We start from the raw sequence: 17,536 nt of genomic DNA on the forward strand, positions 1-17,536 counted from the left end.
TAAACAAGCGTAGCTGGTGATTGTTAACCTACACTATCACCACGCTATCAAATTTATCTGTTTTCATTACCTATCTTCGTACAGAGATAACATTCGCCTGACTACATCTAATTACAGATTTGTCTTAGCGAGGAACTGGTACTTGATTAATTACCGATGCAATTACCCCATCAATTTGTAAACCATCTAGCATTGCTTCTGGTTTGAGAATCAAACGATGACGCAATAATGGTGATGCAACAGCTTTAACATCATCTGGCTTGACAAATTTTCTTCCAGCTAACCAAGCTGCTGCTTGAGATGTTTGTAACCAAGCACCAGCAGCGCGAGGTGATGCGCCTAAAGCTAATTCTGGATGTTGGCGTGATGTTTTGACTAAATTTAGTAAATAATCAATAATTTTATCATCGACTGTAATTTCTTTGACTGCTTGTCGCGCCTGTAAAATTTCGCTGACTGTTGCTACAGGTTGAAGACGAGCGATATCCCCACGTCGCGCCGCAAAACCCGCTTGACGATTGAGTAACATTTGCTTTTCTGCGGCTGGTTCTGGGTAATCTACTGCTAATTTGAATAAAAACCTATCTAACTGCGCTTCTGGTAACGGATAAGTACCCTCAAATTCTAGAGGATTTTGTGTGGCAATTACCCAAAATAATTCTGGCAAAGGTAAACTTTCGCCATCGAGTGTTACCTGCATCTCTTCCATTGCTTCTAACAGCGCCGCTTGGGTTTTAGGGGGAGTGCGATTAATTTCATCTGCTAGTAATACTTCAGTAAAAACCGGGCCTTTCTTGAGAGTAAAATTGCGGCTATTTAAATCAAATATATTTGTGCCTGTAATATCTGATGGGAGTACGTCTGGTGTTAATTGAATGCGCCGAAAATCTGCTTTAATTAACTGCGCCAACACTTTTACCAACAATGTTTTACCCGTTCCCGGTACTCCTTCTAAAATTATGTGTCCACCCGCTAGTAGTCCTACTATTAGCTGCTGTACCAAGCTGGATTGTCCAACAATTATACTGTTAATTCCTTGTTCAAGGCGACTTACAATAGAGTGAGTATCGTTCATATTTGTCATTTTTTATAAAGAGAACAAATATCAATAGTGGTTGCCAGATAATCAATTACGAATTACGAATTATTTCTGATGCTTTGCCATTTTCCTAGCCAGCTTAACAGTTCTCGTTCGCTCATGGGTCGTTTTTGCGACTTGAGCTTTAATACTGTAGCTAATTCTGTTGAACTTTTACCTGTTTTTTCTACCCAAATATCAATTAAAGCTTGAGGTTCTAGGAGCATTTCTCCTAATCCTAAAGCTTTTTGTAATTGTAGTTGTTCTTCTTTACCTACCATCTCGACAACAAAATCGGTAGATTCAGCTTTTTGTAAGACTCCTGCTAAAGCTTGGATATATGCTTCGCTGTTATCTAAAACTGGTGTTTCTAAAGCTATTGGCTTACCAAAACGGCGATTTTGTGCCCAAATTAGCACTAATAAAAATACACCTGTTTGTAATAAAGCAACAATTAAGGGTTGATTAGCAAAATAACTTAATAAATCGCCTTTACTTTCTTGATTGCGCACATCAGCATCTTTATAGCCATGAATATATTCATCAACAAATATGGCGTTATTTTGGTTGCTGACTAAATCGGCAAGAAATTTAAAATTACTTAAATAATCTTGATAAGCATTAGCTGCTAAATAAGGCGTTGTGCAAAAGATAACTTTTCCTTTGCCATAATTCTTTTGCCAAATAATAGCACCGAAGCGATCGCCTAACAAGACTTCTTTGCCCTCGCCTTTAGCATAGCGTCTGCGTGTAGCGATTTTGACATCACCAAAAGACGATTGTTGCATAGTGTGAAATTTTGCGGCTGTTACTGGATGCTGTGCGCCTAAGATTACCCAAGTATTACCTTTTTCTATCCATGCGCGTTCTTGCGAAGTAATAACTGGAAAACTCAGACGGCTGTATACCTGTAACAGGGTAACGGGACTTTTCTCTGCTTTAATAGCATCCCACGGCTTTTGCCAGCGCTGGATAGAAGTTCCCTGTTCTTGCATAAAAGCATACCAAGCACCATAGCCATCGGCAGCACGGTTATAGGTAGAACCACTATTAAGAATGCTATTTCTAGGAGCCGCGAACAAGCTAATTAAAATTAGCACTACTAATGCGATCGCTCCTAGCCCAGACAAGCGGTTTGCACGCTGCATAAGGTATAAATATTAATTTATTCCATAGTCAATAGTCCATAGTCCATAGTTAATAGTCAATAGTCCAGAGAAATTAACCTTAACAACTGACTAATAACTAATATTGCCTTGTAAGCCGCCAGTGTGTATTAATAACAAGCGATCGCCTTTTGGAAAAAACCCCTGCTTCAACAAATCCATCACACCATAAAACATTTTGGCAGTGTATACATAATCTAAAGGTACGCCGTGTTCTTGGGTGAACTGCTGCTGAAACTGTAATAATTCGTCGTTGACTTTAGCGTAACCACCCATATGGTAATCACAGATTAATTCCCAAGATTTGGACATCGCTTCATCAGCCAGGGGTAAATCAGAGACGAGGTAATTATTCAGCCAACTATCTACTTCCGACGCGAGAAATCCCCCATTTTTAAGCACGGGAAAACCGATGGCGCGTTGGTCTTTGTGTAACGAAAGGATAATTCCAGCTAAAGTAGTACCTGTACCGCAAGCCACGCATACAGTATCAAATGCTTGATTATTCAGTATCTCCATGCACCCACGCACCCCGTTAAGATTACTTCCACCTTCGGGAACGATAAACACATCACCGAAGCGTTGCTGTAATTGTGCTTGTAATGCTGTTGTGTGGCGTTCTCGGTATTTTTGTCTATCAAGGTAGAAAATTTGCATACCTTGTTCTACTGCAAACCTCAGTGTAGAGTTGAGTGGCAATCTCTCCTCTCCCCTAATCATGCCAATAGTGCGGAATCCAAAGAGCTTTCCGGCCGCAGCGGTAGCAAATATATGGTTAGAATAAGCACCACCAAAGGTCAGCAGTGTTGTCAAATTTCTCTGTTTAGCCTCTAAGAGGTTGTACTTGAGTTTGAACCACTTATTACCATTAACCCAAGGGTGCATAGCATCGAGACGAAGCACAGACAACTCAACTCCAGCCTGTTGGGCAATGGGGCTATCAATTGGCTGTATGGTGGGAGGTAGTCCTAAAGAAAAATTGTTCATCACCATGTAGAAATGGCTAAACTTTTTGACTCTATCACAGAGGAATTACAACAATTTATTACTACCCAGCACATTTTTTTTGTGGGTAGCGCACCCTTAAGTCCTACAGGTCACGTTAACCTATCTCCCAAAGGATTAGATAGTTTTCGCATTCTCTCTCCCAACCGCGTAGCCTATTTGGACTTAACAGGTAGCGGTAATGAAACATCCGCCCATTTGCAAGAAAATGGACGGATTACATTTATGTTTTGTGCTTTTCAAGGTGCTGCTCGGATTTTACGCCTTTACGGTCGAGGATATACAGTTTTAGCAGGTTCCCCAGAATGGAACTTACTTTCTCCTCTGTTTCCCACGCTTCCTGGATGTCGCCAAATCATCATAGCTGATATTGAAATTGTGCAAACTTCTTGTGGCTTTGGCGTACCACTTTATGAATACCAAGGTCAACGTGAAAGTTTAATTGATTGGGCAAATAAAAAAGGTACAGAGGGTGTTAGAGAATATCAACAGCAAAAAAATCTTGTCAGTCTTGATGGTTTACCAACGCCATTGAGCAATTTACCTGGGGATTGAAGAGAAATCGAGAAGGAAGACAAAAAGGACAGAATAATAAATACTCAATACCCAATACCCAATGCCCCTAAAATTCATATTGAGAAAGCACTTCTGTTTCGTTTTTAGCTGCTTGTATCCATTCTTGGATAGCAGGTAGTTCTAAAATTGCCTCTGCATATTTCTTAGAAATACTATCTAATTGCACATCGTAAGTGATAAAGCGCAATACAACTGGTGCATACATAGCATCAGCAATTGTGAATTTGCCAAGTAACATATCACCTTCTGTGGCAAATTTTTGGCGAAATTCCTGCCAAATACTAGTAATGCGGTCAATATCTTTTTGTACTTCCGGTGTTAATCCTTTCCCAGGTAACTTTTTACGACAATTCATGGGCATATTCTGCCGCAGATTTTGAAATCCTGAGTGCATTTCTGCACTAATAGAACGAGCTAAGGCTCGATTTGTCTTATCTGCTGGCCACCAATGCAGATGGGGAAATTCTTCGGCTAAGTATTCGCAAATTGCTAGAGAGTCCCAGATAATTTGATGATTATGTAACAGTACTGGTACTTTTCTTGAAGGTGAATATTCCTGAAGTTTAGATGCAGTTTCTGGAGTGTAGAGAGGGATGCGAATTTCCTCAAATTGCACCCCAAATTGCTTTAAAGCTAACCAAGGACGTAATGACCAAGATGAATAATTTTTATTGCCAATTACTAATCTAAGTTGCGTCATGTTAATTCTTATCATCTATACAACTGCTCAATCCACATACACACATCAACTTCAGAACCGGAAGAATAGGACTTTCCGCTTATAGGATCGTAAGCTTGCCAATAAATATTACCTTTGCGATCAACCTTTTGTATAACCTCTAATTCTTGATAATCTGATGATAGTATTTTTACGGTATTTTGCCAGAAATTATGCAGTAACTCTTGGATAAAACTGAGGATATTACTAGTTTTAGAAGTTATTTTTATTTCTTCTGGTTGCAGGCATCTCAATTCATTCCTCATAACATTATTCCTGATAGATGCTCGTGACAACAAAACTCTAACAACACTTGACTAAATAATCAAAACATGGCTTGTATAGTTGCTATAAATGCCATTTATAGATATAAAAAACACGAATATAATATTTTTGGCAAAATTAAGTCAGCTATTTACGCTGTGTTTTAGAATAACTAAGTATCAAAATATCTCATCCCTCATACCTAACCCCTAGCCCCTAGCCCCTAGCCCCTAGCCCCTTGATCAATTCGCCATGAAACTCTCCCAACTTCGAGCCGTAGTTGCTGTAGCAGATTGTGGTAACTTTAGTGAGGCTGCTTTAGAATTACAACTTTCCCAACCGGCAATTAGTCATGCGATCGCTACCTTAGAAGCAGAATTGGGCGTACCTTTATTTGCTAGGGGTCGTCATGGTGCGGTACTTACACCTGCGGGAGAGCGGATTGTATATCATGCTCGTCAGTCATTGCAACATCTGGAGATGATGCAACAAGAAGCGAATCTGCATAAAGGGTTACACGGCGGACATGTGCGGATTGCAGCTTTTCGCAGTGTTGCTACTCATTTACTACCAAAAGCGATCGCACTGTTTCACGATCAATTCCCAGAAGTGGCTGTAACGATCATTGAGTGTCTTTCCTACCTGGAAGTAGAACATTGTTTGCGGGAAGGACGCGCTGATATTGGCGTGACTTATTTACCCACTAGCGATGAGTTTACAACATGGGAAATTATCCGCGATCAATATGTGGCTTTGCTACCGCCAAACGCCAAAGTTAGCAGTCCAAAAATTACTTGGGAAGATATTGCTGTCTATTCACCAGTTTTACTGTCTTGTTTACCCTGCGGACGCAATCTCCACCACCACATGAAGGTAGTAGCAAATTGCATTAATACTATTAGTGATATTCAGGAGGACTCTACGATTGTCAGCTTGGTAAATCAAGGACTAAGAGCCGCTATTATTCCCCAATTAGCCGCTCTACCAATTCCCCATAATGTCCAAGTGTATAGTTTGCCAACACCGCTGGAAAGAGTTATGGGTGTGGCTATTTTAACAAATGGTCTGCAAATTCCAGCAGTATTTATGTTTTTAGAAATGCTGAAAAATTTTGATTTTTATAATTTGGCTAAATCCGCTTATTCATCCCATTCATAACTCGGTAGTACTGGGGTTAGCAAAACTTCAATAGATGCAATTGTAAATCTCAGGGTGGATTTAGCGATCCCCAATCGAGAAAGTTTTTCGGGAGATATTAATATTGTGAGCGAAAAATTTAGTTTTATATACTCCTGCTAGAGAAAAATATTATCTGCGAAAAGAATTTTTTTGCGCAAGGCTGAGAATGATTAAAACCTTTACACATCAGAATTTCAGATTTTGACCATCAGAAAATTGTATGTTTGGGGATCAAAGTTTTTGCGAATTTTTGCCATAGTTGTGAAGATGAGTCTGCCTGGGGATCGCACAAGTTCAGGCGGTAGATAACTGATTAGAAAACTTGTTGCGAAAATAGCTGTCAACAATCAGTTTAAGATGGGATGATAAACTAACAGAGAAAGCAGGCATTAATAATTATTTTTCCTCTGTTTCCTCTGGTCGCAGGATAGCATCGCAATATCGGATGAGAGTTGTCAAGCGATCGCTAATTGTTTGCAGCCTTGCTTGTGCAGTTGACACCTGCCTTGCACCTTGGAAAAACATAATGTCAATTTCCAACAACCGCAGCTGCTTACTCATCTCTGTCCGATAAGACTGCTCTTTCGAGTCTTCCTCAGTTAAAGGTACAATCTGCTGTACAAACAATTGTTTTAAGGAGGCTAAACGCTGTCGCAGTTGATTCGCATTGAGTTGGGTGTTTGTAGCATCTGAGCGGAATTCCTCTAGAAAGCTAGCCAATACCTGATATTTATCTGTATTTAGAGACATCCAGTGCTAGTTAAGATAGTATTAATGTCAAGTAATTTTTTTTCTACAATAAACTTTCTTAAGCTCTTTTTAGAACTAGAAGCCTCAAATTATGCTTTGAGGCTTCATTTGCCAGCAACATATGTTTGGGATTATGAATCGAGAAACCCGCACTGGATGATTACCATAGGCAATAAAGGTATCAAATTCATATGACTTGATTAACTAGCCTCTGGGCAACAGCATTTGCTATCGACAATGCTGTAGTTTTTATCCCTATCTGAACTTATCCACAGATCACCTCTAGTCCCCTTTGTATGAGCACTATAGTTCTTAATTCTTCAGTTAATATTCCCCTTCCGGATTGGCTTAAGAAATGCATAGTCCATTCATCAGCCAGTAATGGTAATGCGGACAATGACCGCAAGTTTAGTGATGCCAATTTAATCTGTCGGGCATTTGAATTTGCCCATCAACTGCATCAAGGACAGTATCGCAAATCCGGCGAACCATACATTTGTCATCCCGTCGCGGTAGCTGGATTACTACATGATTTAGGCGGTAGTCCTGCTATGATAGCAGCTGGATTTCTCCATGATGTAGTGGAGGATACAGATATCACAATTGAACAAATAGGAGAGCTATTTGGAGCAGAAGTTAGACAATTAGTTGAAGGCGTTACTAAACTTTCTAAAATTAATTTCAAAAGTAAAACAGAAAGTCAAGCAGAAAACTTTCGCCGCATGTTTTTAGCAATGGCTCAAGATATTCGGGTGATTGTTGTGAAGTTAGCAGACCGTTTGCATAATATGCGAACTTTACAAGTAATGCCAGATGAAAAACGCCGTCGCATTGCCCAAGAAACCAGAGATATTTTTGCTCCCTTAGCCAATCGTTTAGGGATCTGGCATTTTAAATGGGAACTAGAAGATTTATCTTTTAAATATTTAGAGCCAGAAGCTTTCCGGCAAATTCAACAGCACGTTTCCGAGAAACGCACATCGCGAGAAGAAAAATTAGCCAAGGCTACGGCTATTTTACGCGATCGCTTACAACAAGCTGGAATTAAATGCCTCGATATTAGCGGTCGTCCCAAGCACCTTTATAGTATCTACCAAAAGATGCAACGACAGCAAAAAGAATTTCATGAGATTTATGATTTAGCTGCGTTGCGGATAATTGTTGAAACTAACGAAGAATGTTACCGTGCATTAGCAGTAGTTCATGATGCCTTTCGCCCAATTCCTGGTAGATTTAAAGATTACATTGGGCTACCAAAACCTAACCGTTACCAGTCATTGCATACTGGTGTAATTGGGCTGACAGGTCGTCCTTTAGAAGTACAAATTCGCACAATGGAAATGCACCATATTGCGGAGTACGGAATTGCTGCCCATTGGAAATATAAAGAAACGGGTAATTCTAACAATAGCCATTTAAGTGCAACCGATGAAAAGTTTACTTGGTTGCGCCAGTTACTCGAATGGCAAAGCGATTTAAAAGATGCCCAAGAGTATTTAGATAGCGTCAAAGATAATTTATTTGAAGATGATGTTTATGTTTTCACGCCGAAAGGTGATGTCATACCCTTAAGTCCTGGTTCTACTAGTATAGATTTTGCCTATCATATTCATACAGAAGTTGGCAACCACTGTGCTGGGGCAAAAGTGAACGGGCGGATGGTTCCTCTATCAACCCGGTTACAAAATGGGGATATTGTGGAAATAATGACCCAAAAGAACAGCCACCCTAGCTTGGATTGGTTGAACTTTGCCAGAACCTCCGCCGCTAAATATCGGATTAAACAATGGTACAAGCGATCGCGCCGGGAAGAAAATGTAGCTCGTGGTCGGGAATTACTAGAAAAAGAACTAGGTAAAACTGGTTTTGATAGCCTGCTGAAATCAGATGCAATGCAGAGTGTCGCCGAAAAATGTAATTACCACAGCGTAGAAGATTTACTTGCCGGTTTAGGTTACGGTGAAATCACCCTAAATTTAGTACTAAACCGTTGGCGTGAAGTAGTCAAAGCCCAACAACCCCTTGCTGTTGTCCAGCCATTTCTCCCCAAAGAATCAGCCGCAGCTAACAAAGCTTTACGCGATGCGCCTGCAACCTCCCGTGCCAGTGATTCGCCAATTGTTGGGGTAGAAGGTTTGGTATATCATCTGGCTGGGTGTTGTACGCCAATTCCTGGGGAACCAATTATTGGTGTAGTTACCAGAGGTAAAGGAATTTCCATTCACCGCCAAGGCTGTCATAATTTGGAATGTGTGGAGTACGAACGCTTAGTACCAGTTTGTTGGAACCCAGCCGCCGAACATAGTTCTCGTCCCTATACTTACCCGGTGAATATTCAAATTGAAGCCCTTGACCGAGTGGGCGTTTTAAAGGACATTTTATCGCGGTTAAGCGACCAAGGCATCAACGTTCGTTATGCACAAGTCAAAACCGCCATTGGACAACCAGCTTTAATGGACTTGGGTATAGATATACGCGATCGCCCGCAACTAGAACAAGTGTTTGTGCAAATTAAAAAAATGAGCGACATTCTCAATATTCGTCGCGTTGGTCAAATTAACGAGTAGGGGCGGGGTTTTCCCGCCCTTTGTGCCAATAGTCAATAGTCAATGGTCAATAGTTGGGAATTAGGTGTAGGCATATACAGGGTAATCAGCAATGCCCAATGCCCAATGCCCAATGCCCAATGCCCATCACTTAATTACCTTCCTCACTAATTCAGGAATTTGGGAAGGACGCTCGGCTACGGGAACTTGTGCTTCTTGGAAAGCACCTAATTTATGTTGTGCTGTGCCAAAGTTGGCATCGCGACCGATAATTGTGGCTAAAGTACCAGTTTGCCGCCAATGTTTGCCTGGGGGTGCGTGTTTACCTGCAATATAGGCAATTACTGGTTTATCAATGGCTTCGGCAATGTAACGGGCTGCGGCTTCTTCACTACCGCCGCCTGGTTGACCGACTAAAACAATTGCTTGTGTGGTTTCATCTTCATCCAGAATTTGCAGCCATTGGAGAAATGAGGAACCAACTATGGTGTCGCTACCAATACTGACGCTAATCGATTGCCCTAAACCTGCTTTGGTTAATTCCCAAGCAACTTCGTAGGTAAGAGTACTGCTGCGGCTGACAATCCCTATATTACCAGGGGTATAAAATTCACTAGGGTGAGTTCCTAGAAGGATTTTCCCCGGAACAATGATCCCCGGACTATTAGGCCCAACTACCAAAGTTTCGCAGGCTTCGGCTTTACGCAGTAATTGAACCATATCTAAAGGTGGCACGCCAGCAGAGATGATGATAATTTGGCGAATATTAGCGGCGATCGCTTCCAAAGCGGCATCTAAAACTTGGTAAGGATTAACACATATAATCGTGGTGTCAACTGGCCCAAACTGTTTGACTACTTCCTCAACCAAATCGAAGACAGGAAGATCGTATAGTTGTTGTCCGCCAAATCCAGGATTTACACCAGCAACTAAATTAGTACCATAAGCTTTCATTTGCGTAATATGAGTTGCTGAGATAAATTCACTGAACCCTTGAATTATGACTTTACTGTCTGGCGTTAAGTTCATAAGAAAATTACGGTAATTTTTAGTATCCCAGCACCATAAGTTACAGGGAAGAGATTTTTTGTTGACCATTAACTGTTAACAGTCTTGCAGCGTCTTTTATCCCATCCTCATCAGGAATGAGTTCTCCCGACGCCTGTTGATAAATAAGTGTTTTAGCTTACACAGTATGAGAACGGGCAATTTTGACTATATTTTACAAATATTGTGGGAAACAACTGATTAATTCTAGGTTATGCCGCAAAAATGTTAAACAAGTATTGTCTAACACAATAACTTATTGCTACTGCTCCCCAATTTCTCATAAATTGGGGAAGGTGACAAAAGTCAGTTGTTAATTGCAATACTTATTCAACATCCTTATGCCTAGATTGATGGCAGGCATTAGTAATTGCAGACTATCTTTTAGATACAGTTGACCTAGCTAGACGAATAGATTCTGCTACTGCTTCATCTAAATTTTCCACTAAAATGAGGCTATCGCCTTGGGTTTTCAGACCAGCTAAATATTTTCTGGCTGTGTTAAATTCCGAACCAGCAAGACGGATGACTAATTGGGGAAAAGTGCTGTCACGGCGGGTTCTTTGAGGGTTATTGCGTACAGTCTGCGTTTTACCTTCACTTTTATCTTGTTGGGTAAATTTGCTAATAACTTCAGCAAATTCCGCAGCTTGGGGGATGCTACCCAAGAGATTGATCAAAATCACTTGTACAGCTTTATCAGCAGTCAATATTTTTAAACTTGTATCTAGGCGATCGCAAAATGTGGTTTGGGCTGTATCGCTTAAGAAAGCATGACGTAAATTTAAGCACAAACCAGGCTTACCCCCAGCATTGGCGACTAAATCTAAAGTTGCCAATACCGAACCAGTACCATTACCGAGAATGCCAATTTTACCATGCTCTGCACTATCCCATTTGCCTAAATGGCCATTAGTCTCACCATGACCGTGAGTTTTGACTATTTTTGCGGCCATTTCCGAAATATCTGGATGTCTCCCAATCGCTCGTTCATTGACTCTGACTTTGCCATTTAAAGCCATGACTTGACCGGAAGCGCTAACACCTAAGGGATTAATTTCTACTAAGTCTAGGTCTTTTTGAATAAATAACTGATACATTTTCTCGATTACATGACTAATCGACTGCATCAGCGTCCCTTCTAGACCTAGTTTTAAAGCCAGTCGGCGGGCATAAAAGGGAGAAAATTCCTGTTCTACAACCACATACTGCATTTTTTGCCCTGCTGTTTCCCAATCAATATCAGCTTCCTTGCAGCCTAAAAGCACAGGTCGGCAAACAGCGGTATCTAATACTACTGCTAAATATAATTCTTGCTTGGCATCGTATTTCGATTCTGCCAGTACGACTTCTGGTAACTCGCCCCAAATTGGTAAATTGAAGATTGTTTGGGCGGCGGCGATCGCATCGATGGTTGTTTCTACAATTCTGACTCCACCAGCTTTCGCCCGTTCAGCTGCATGGACTTGGGATTTCAGCACAACGGGATAGCGAATTTTTAACCGCTTGAGATCTGTGGGATGGTCAATTCGTTGAGAGGGCAATACAGGAATGCCTATTTTCCCAAACCATTCTTTAACTTGATACTCCAATAAATCCATGAACACGCACCTGGTAGCGACATTTGCAGAGTATTTCTTTAACTATTGCTCTTGAATCTTTCTCCGTACCCTCATTAGAAAATTAGCTTTACACGGTTATAAAAATTTATTTTTCATCGATCAATTTTATCGAATTCAGTAACTTAGGTAAATTAAACTTTGCTCCTAAAAATCAGGCGGTGGTTCCACAATAGGTAATTAATCTCCTCAGTAAATTTCCTAGGTTGTCAGTGAATCACCATATTCATGAACAACCCTTAAATAATGTATATTCAGCTTTTTACAATTCTTAGTGTACTGTAAATGTTCAAATCAAGGGCAGTAGCAGGTGTGCATTTCTTTTTCCTCTGTAAGTTAGGTGAAATGCCCAAAGACTTTATTATGCCCATTTTTTAGCTGTAATTTCTACTTTCAGTAAGATTGTCAAATATTACTTAAACTAGGGGCCAAGTTGTTGACACAGATAATTCCTACTCTGTAGATTTTTGCTGAAAACTCAGAATTTGTGTTAGAAAGTTGGTCAATCTGATTCTCTGGCTCTGGTTGCTTAAACTGTGCATCTGCATTCAACAAACGAAAGTCCTAACTTTCCTACCCTCGAAGATAAGAAACACTATATAGAAGAACCCTCTATGAAAGTAGCAGTTCAGCAAGATGACTTACAGCTACTAACCAAAACTTTGCAGGAACTATTCCTAGCCGAAGTTCCATTTGGTGGAGCCTTCCAAGTTAAGTGTGCTGTCAATAATGACGAACTAATGATTCTCATTCAACATCCAGCAGGCTTGACGGTTGACACTCAAACAGTTTTTCAAGTGCTTGAGGATGCCATCCAATCATTATTAAGTCATCGGCACGAACATGTACAATGCTTTCTGCGAGTATTAGGTGAAAAACGTCCTTATACTAAACGTGCCCTCTACATTAATCAGAGGGTAGAAATCGAAGATATAAATTCTTACTCTCCACCACCAGCAAGTGTTGGCCAAGAGTCTGGCGATAACTCTTTTGATAATAAATTAATCTTTCCTTCCTTTGGCGATTCCATCCCAGGTGCTACAAACGATCGGGCTGATTCACCTTTGACACCGCCTGTCTCGACAAATTCATTCAAGGATGAGGGTGATTCACCTTTTGCAGCGTCTGTCTCAAAAGCGACCTTTGGTGATGAGGGTGATTCACCTTTTGCACCGCCTGTCTCACCTCCTTCTTTTAGTGATGAGATGGATTCTGCATTTGCGCCCCCTACTTCAACAAGTTCTTTCAATAATGAAATAGATTCAACCTTCGTACCTTATAGCTCGACAAGTGCTTTCAGCGATGAAGTTGAGGAAGAACCGTTTGATCCCTTCGCAGGCGCACCAAATCTGTTACCGGAAAAGCCAAAAAAACCAATCAAATTAATCTTGTTGGGTGTAGCTTGTGTCGGAACTTTGGTTTTAGGTAGCGGAATTTACTTCCTCACCAATCCCTGTATTCTTTCGGAGTGTCAAGCAATTCAGACAGCCGATCAATTAAAGACAGAATCTAGACGATTGATGCGTCAGGCTAAATCAGAACAGCAATTAGTCACATTACAACATCAACTCAATGCATCAAGCGCAGAATTAGCACAGATACCTTTTTGGTCTGTGAATAATGCCAAAATCGAGGAACTACGTGCCAGTTTATCTGGCTCAGCGGAGAAAATCGATCAGGTAGTCAAAGCTTTGCAAGCAGGAGAGTTGGCAACGCGGAAAACGCAAACGCCTAGTGGTAATTTAGAAGAATTGCAAGGTAGACAAAAACTGTGGCGACGGGCGATCGCACCATTAGAAGCGATCGCTGCTAATAGCGAATTGTACACTTTAGCACAAGTAAAATTACTGAGCTACCGTGCTGGTTTAAACGGTGTTAATCAGCAATTACTAGTAGCAGAAAAATGGCTAAAAAAACTCAATGCTGCTCAAGCTGTAGCCAATGCTGCCACCCAACAAGAAACAGCCATTAAATCCTTAAAGGATCTGCAAAAAGTTCAGTCTACCTGGCAGGTAGCAGTTAATGCCTTAAATATCATTCCGCCCAGTAGCTCAGAATATCAACAAGCCCAAGAACTATTAAAAGAATACAAACCCAAACTAGCAGCAGCCCGTAATCGCACCACTAAAGAACAATTAGCAGCGAAAACTTATCAACAAGCTATTAACGCCGCCAAGCAAGCTAAAGCTTTTGAGCAAAAGCAACAATGGCAAGCAGCAGTAGCCCAATGGGAACTGGCGTTACAGTCTGCCAAGCAAATTAGTGATAATAGCTTTCAGTATCGTCAGGCGCAAGCTTTAATTGAACCCTATTCTGCCACCCTTAAGCAAGCAAAAGTCAAACTAGAAGTTGCTAATAATTTGCAAAAAACCCGCACAGATCTGAATAAAGTTTGTACTCAGGGAATGCGGATATGTACTTTTACGATCAACAATCAAGAAATTACTGTGCAGTTGAGCCGTGAATATGACCAAGCAAGGCAAAGTAATATACCTGCCAATAATTCTGGCAATCCAAATATGATTACTAACGGCAATCAACACTTAGAAATTTTACAGCAAGCCCTAGGAGTCATTAGTGACAATGCGAACATGTCCTTGGCGATCTATGATTCTCAAGGAAGACCAGTTTATAAGCGATCGCTAGAAGGTTAAACTTTAGTTTTGGGCATAAGACATTGGGGATCATTTTTCTGTGTCTTGATTGTATTTGAAAAGTGACTGATGAATTTTCAATTGCTTATGGCTACTGGAATTTATGCGATCGCTAACATTGGTCGATTTAAAGTTTTCGTTGGTGATGTCAGCAGTATTAAACTAGTTTGGCCGGAAATCTTGGAGATGCTCAACAGTGGTAATTATCCTCACACAGCATTGCAACAAGAATGGCAACAATTGGGACAGCAGCGACATTTCACATTTCACACCCGCAAAGATATTGTCGGCGATGGGGAGATTCTCGGTATTGAGCAGCTAGAGCCTTTCTTGAGAACAACTGACTACTAACAACTGTACGGGCGGGTTCACGGATATCTTCGCCGATCAACGATGATCTAAAGAAACCAGCCCCTACTAACAACTGACACGCGAAGCGAATCAAATTTGCCATCCAAGGCTGTATTCTCAAATAGGGGAATTTTGGATTTGAAATTACGCTATGTCAGCTGGACAAAAACTGCGTCAGTTATTGGCGCGTCCTGAAATTATTGTCATTCCTGGAGTTTATGACTGCCTAGGTGCTAAACTAGCCCAACAGTCAGGTTTTGAAGTAGTGGCTACAAGTGGTTTTGGTATTGCTGCTTCTACCTTGGGCTTACCAGACTACGGTTTTCTCACGGCTACAGAAATGCTCTACAGTGTAGGGCGGATTGCGCAATCAATTGATGTGCCATTGATTGCTGATTTAGATACTGGCTATGGTAATGCCTTGAATGTGATGCGCACGATCAAGGATGCTGCACAGTTGGGTTTAGCTGGGGTATTGTTAGAAGATCAGGAATGGCCAAAAAAGTGCGGTCACTTTGAGGGTAAGCGCGTTGTTCCCCTTGCAGAACATGCTGGCAAAATCCGTGCCGCTGTAGAAGCCAGAGGTGATAGTAGTTTGGTAATTATTGCCCGTACAGATGCCCGTGCGCCACTGGGTTTAGAAGAAGCGATCGCTCGTGGTCGCGCTTATATAGCAGCAGGTGCAGATATACTATTTGTCGAAGCACCCCAGTCTGTTGAAGAATTAAAAGCGATCGCCGCCGCTTTTCCTGATGTGCCACTAGTGGCTAATATTGTTGAAGGTGGTAAAACTCCACAGATTTCTAGCGCCGAATTACAGCAATTAGGTTTTAAAATAGTATTTTTTCCTCTGACTGCTTTGTTGGCTGTCACCAAAGTCATGACTGCTTGCTTTCAACACCTTAAAACCCAGGGAAACACAGCGAATTTTTCTGAATTAGTGAACTTTCAAGATTTTCAGGCACTGGTTGGTGTTCCGCAATATCTGCAAATTGAAAAGGAGTTTGCAGCGGAAAATTACACACCAATTTCTGACAGAATTTAGAAAGAATTCACAAGCAAAAATTTAACATGAGCGCTAACATTTCTGACATTACAGTCACAACCATCAATGGTACGGATAAGCAACTTAGTGAGTACCAGGGCAAAGTACTCTTAATTGTCAATGTCGCATCCTACTGCGGTTATACTCCTCAATATGAGGGATTAGAAAAATTGAATCAAGAATATAAAGATGCAGGATTAAGCATTCTTGCCTTTCCTTGCAATGATTTTGGTGCGCAGGAACCAGGTAGTAACGAAGAAATTGTCCAATTCTGTACTAGTAAGTATGGAGTCAGCTTTGAACTATTCGATAAAATTCAAACCAAAGGCCCGCACGAACACCCACTTTATGCTCGACTTACAAATGCAGTTGAACCAACAGGGCCTGTAGCTTGGAATTTTGAAAAATTCTTAGTTAACAAGCAAGGTGAAGTTGTAGCACGTTTTAAAAGTAGTGTTAAGCCATATTCACCAGAGTTAATTGCAACTATCGAAAGTGAATTAGCAAAATAATCAACTTAAGGATGAAGGCTAAAGTATGGAGATTGAACTTTACACTTCATCCTAAAATTTTATAATTCTCAATATAGCCGATCGCAAAAAAATCATAATAAACTCATAAAAATCTCTCTTCTCTAATCCCTAACCCCTAGCCCCTAGCCCCTAGCTCCTATATCTAAATATGAATATTGCAATTATTGGTTGTGGTTATGTTGGTTGTGCCGTTGCTAAATATTGGCAACAGAAAAATAACTTTGTGGTGACTGCAACCACTACTACGCCTGCACGGGTTTCAGAACTAGAAACCGTAGCTCAAAAAGTTCTAGTCACAAAAGGTAACGATCCTGAAGGTCTAAAAGCAGCATTAGAAAATCAAGATGTAGTGCTGTTAAGCATATCTGCAAAAGGGGGCGAGTATGAACCAGTCTATTTACAAACTGCCAAAACTTTAGTTTCCATCTTACCAGAAATGCCTAAGCTTCGGCAATTGATATATACAGGCACTTATTCTGTATATGGTAATAGAAATGGTGAGGTTGTAGATGAAGAAACAACGGTGAATCCTACCACTCCTAATGGCATAATACTGAGGCAAACTGAAGAATTATTACTATCAGCAGCTAATGATAATTTCCGCGTCTGTATTTTGCGTTTAGGCGGTATTTATGGCCCTGGTAGGGAACTGATCAAAATATTTGGGCGCGTTGCAGGGACATCTCGTCCTGGTACTGGTAATGATATCGCTAACTGGGTTCATCTGGATGATATTGTCGGTGTGATTAACTGGGCTTGCGAACATCATTGGCAAGGTATTTATAATGTAGTCGATGATGCCCATCTAACTAATAGAGAGCTTTTTAATCGGTTATTTACAAAACATAATTTACCGCCAATTGTTTGGGATGCTTCCCAACAAAGTAACCGCCAATATAATGTTTGGGTATCGAATCAAAAAATCAAAGATGCTGGATATAAATTAATCCAGCCCCAGATGATTTTTTAGCTAATTACATGATGTTGAGATACCCAGTTTTCACA

16 protein-coding genes are annotated in these 17,536 nt (G+C 40.8%); 8 read left to right on the top strand and 8 right to left on the bottom strand.

Translation table 11 applies throughout. The features are described 5' to 3' along the window. Window positions 1-124: 124 nt before the first annotated feature. From H6G41_RS08735 to H6G41_RS08745, 3 genes are all read right to left on the bottom strand, one after another. A complete protein-coding gene (locus H6G41_RS08735) occupies window positions 125-1,075 on the bottom strand; it encodes a MoxR family ATPase (RefSeq protein ID WP_190745531.1) in 951 nt (316 codons plus the stop codon). 62 nt (window positions 1,076-1,137) lie between these two features. Continuing rightward, the gene (locus H6G41_RS08740) at window positions 1,138-2,226 is read right to left on the bottom strand and encodes a DUF4350 domain-containing protein (RefSeq protein ID WP_190745533.1); all 1,089 of its coding nucleotides are present in this window, start codon (window positions 2,224-2,226) and stop codon (window positions 1,138-1,140) included. Between the two features lie 90 nt (window positions 2,227-2,316). After that, the gene (locus tag H6G41_RS08745; RefSeq protein ID WP_242037844.1) at window positions 2,317-3,231 is read right to left on the bottom strand and encodes a 1-aminocyclopropane-1-carboxylate deaminase/D-cysteine desulfhydrase; all 915 of its coding nucleotides are present in this window, start codon (window positions 3,229-3,231) and stop codon (window positions 2,317-2,319) included. 12 nt (window positions 3,232-3,243) lie between these two features. Between H6G41_RS08745 and H6G41_RS08750 the strand changes: the two genes are divergently transcribed. Continuing rightward, window positions 3,244-3,804 (top strand): pyridoxamine 5'-phosphate oxidase family protein, encoded by a 561-nt coding sequence (locus H6G41_RS08750; RefSeq protein ID WP_190745536.1) that lies wholly within the window; start codon window positions 3,244-3,246, stop codon window positions 3,802-3,804. A 67-nt stretch (window positions 3,805-3,871) separates the two neighbouring features. On the opposite strand, the gene H6G41_RS08755 is transcribed toward H6G41_RS08750, so the two are convergent. Beyond that, the gene (locus H6G41_RS08755) at window positions 3,872-4,525 is read right to left on the bottom strand and encodes a glutathione S-transferase family protein (RefSeq protein ID WP_190745538.1); all 654 of its coding nucleotides are present in this window, start codon (window positions 4,523-4,525) and stop codon (window positions 3,872-3,874) included. An 11-nt stretch (window positions 4,526-4,536) separates the two neighbouring features. Further along, window positions 4,537-4,809 carry a hypothetical protein gene (locus H6G41_RS08760; RefSeq protein WP_242037845.1) on the bottom strand — a complete coding sequence of 91 codons (273 nt, stop codon included), beginning with the start codon at window positions 4,807-4,809 and terminating at the stop codon, window positions 4,537-4,539. Window positions 4,810-5,059: 250 nt separating this feature from the next. Between H6G41_RS08760 and H6G41_RS08765 the strand changes: the two genes are divergently transcribed. Next, window positions 5,060-5,965 carry a LysR family transcriptional regulator gene (locus H6G41_RS08765; protein ID WP_190745540.1) on the top strand — a complete coding sequence of 302 codons (906 nt, stop codon included), beginning with the start codon at window positions 5,060-5,062 and terminating at the stop codon, window positions 5,963-5,965. A 417-nt stretch (window positions 5,966-6,382) separates the two neighbouring features. Here H6G41_RS08765 and patD read toward each other — a convergent pair whose 3' ends face one another. After that, on the bottom strand, window positions 6,383-6,736 hold the full coding sequence (gene patD / locus H6G41_RS08770; RefSeq protein ID WP_190745542.1) for a heterocyst frequency control protein PatD: 354 nt from the start codon (window positions 6,734-6,736) through the stop codon (window positions 6,383-6,385). Window positions 6,737-7,032: 296 nt separating this feature from the next. Between patD and H6G41_RS08775 the strand changes: the two genes are divergently transcribed. Next, window positions 7,033-9,303: a bifunctional (p)ppGpp synthetase/guanosine-3',5'-bis(diphosphate) 3'-pyrophosphohydrolase gene (locus H6G41_RS08775; RefSeq protein ID WP_190745544.1), complete on the top strand. Its 2,271-nt coding sequence runs from the start codon at window positions 7,033-7,035 to the stop codon at window positions 9,301-9,303. Window positions 9,304-9,429: 126 nt separating this feature from the next. Here H6G41_RS08775 and H6G41_RS08780 read toward each other — a convergent pair whose 3' ends face one another. Continuing rightward, window positions 9,430-10,311 (bottom strand): CoA-binding protein, encoded by an 882-nt coding sequence (locus tag H6G41_RS08780; protein ID WP_190745546.1) that lies wholly within the window; start codon window positions 10,309-10,311, stop codon window positions 9,430-9,432. A 395-nt stretch (window positions 10,312-10,706) separates the two neighbouring features. Further along, a complete protein-coding gene (locus tag H6G41_RS08785) occupies window positions 10,707-11,930 on the bottom strand; it encodes a succinate--CoA ligase subunit beta (protein WP_190745548.1) in 1,224 nt (407 codons plus the stop codon). Window positions 11,931-12,562: 632 nt separating this feature from the next. On the opposite strand from H6G41_RS08785, the gene H6G41_RS08790 reads away from it, so the two are divergent. The 5 genes from H6G41_RS08790 to H6G41_RS08810 all read left to right on the top strand — a co-directional run bounded on the left by H6G41_RS08790 (window position 12,563) and on the right by H6G41_RS08810 (window position 17,501). Next, window positions 12,563-14,602: a hypothetical protein gene (locus H6G41_RS08790; RefSeq protein ID WP_190745550.1), complete on the top strand. Its 2,040-nt coding sequence runs from the start codon at window positions 12,563-12,565 to the stop codon at window positions 14,600-14,602. Window positions 14,603-14,689: 87 nt separating this feature from the next. Further along, window positions 14,690-14,953, top strand: coding sequence for a hypothetical protein (locus tag H6G41_RS08795; RefSeq protein ID WP_190745552.1), 264 nt, complete (start codon window positions 14,690-14,692; stop codon window positions 14,951-14,953). Between the two features lie 151 nt (window positions 14,954-15,104). Continuing rightward, entirely contained in the window at window positions 15,105-15,998 is an 894-nt protein-coding gene (locus H6G41_RS08800) for an oxaloacetate decarboxylase (protein WP_190745554.1), read from the top strand. A gap of 26 nt (window positions 15,999-16,024) precedes the next feature. Beyond that, window positions 16,025-16,510, top strand: a complete 486-nt coding sequence (locus H6G41_RS08805; protein ID WP_190745556.1) for a glutathione peroxidase — start codon at window positions 16,025-16,027, stop codon at window positions 16,508-16,510. A 169-nt stretch (window positions 16,511-16,679) separates the two neighbouring features. Next, the gene (locus H6G41_RS08810; protein ID WP_190745558.1) at window positions 16,680-17,501 is read left to right on the top strand and encodes an SDR family oxidoreductase; all 822 of its coding nucleotides are present in this window, start codon (window positions 16,680-16,682) and stop codon (window positions 17,499-17,501) included. Window positions 17,502-17,536: the final 35 nt, after the last annotated feature.

Origin of the sequence: Tolypothrix sp. FACHB-123 (assembly GCF_014697075.1) — a bacterium.
Classification (GTDB): domain Bacteria; phylum Cyanobacteriota; class Cyanobacteriia; order Cyanobacteriales; family Nostocaceae; genus Aulosira.